Source organism: Halomonas sp. KAO (assembly GCF_015595025.1).
Lineage (GTDB): Bacteria > Pseudomonadota > Gammaproteobacteria > Pseudomonadales > Halomonadaceae > Halomonas.
Genome location: NZ_JADNRL010000039.1, coordinates 1 through 439, shown reverse-complemented (window position 1 = coordinate 439; position 439 = coordinate 1). Strand labels below are relative to the sequence as shown.

The window sequence follows — 439 nt, the reverse complement described above, 5'->3', positions numbered from 1 at the left end:
ACATCGATCTCGTTAAGCGAGACTCCGGTACGTTCGAGCAGCTTGTTCACCGCCGGCACCGGGCCGTAGCCCATGATCCGCGGCTCGACGCCGGCAGTGGCCATGCCAAGGATCTTCGCCATGGGCGTGAGGCCATGCTGCTCCACCGCCGCGGCGCTGGCCACCAGCATGGCGGCGGCGCCGTCGTTGACCCCGGAGGCATTGCCGGCGGTGACGCTGCCGCCCTCGCGGAAGGGGGTGGGCAGGCCGGCGAGCTTCTCGAGGGTGGTCTCGCGCAGGTGCTCGTCCTGGTCGAAGAGCAGCGGCGCCTGCTTGCGCCGCGGGATCTCGATGGCGGTGATCTCCTCGGCAAAGCGGCCGGCCTGCTGGGCGGCGGCGGCCTTCTGCTGGGAGCGCAGGGCGAAGGCGTCTTGGTCCTCACGGGAGATCTTGAACTGTT

General features: G+C 69.7%; 1 pseudogene. It reads right to left on the bottom strand.

The features are described 5' to 3' along the window. Nucleotides 1-439, bottom strand: a pseudogene (locus IOC61_RS17505) (3-oxoadipyl-CoA thiolase); the annotation flags it as partial.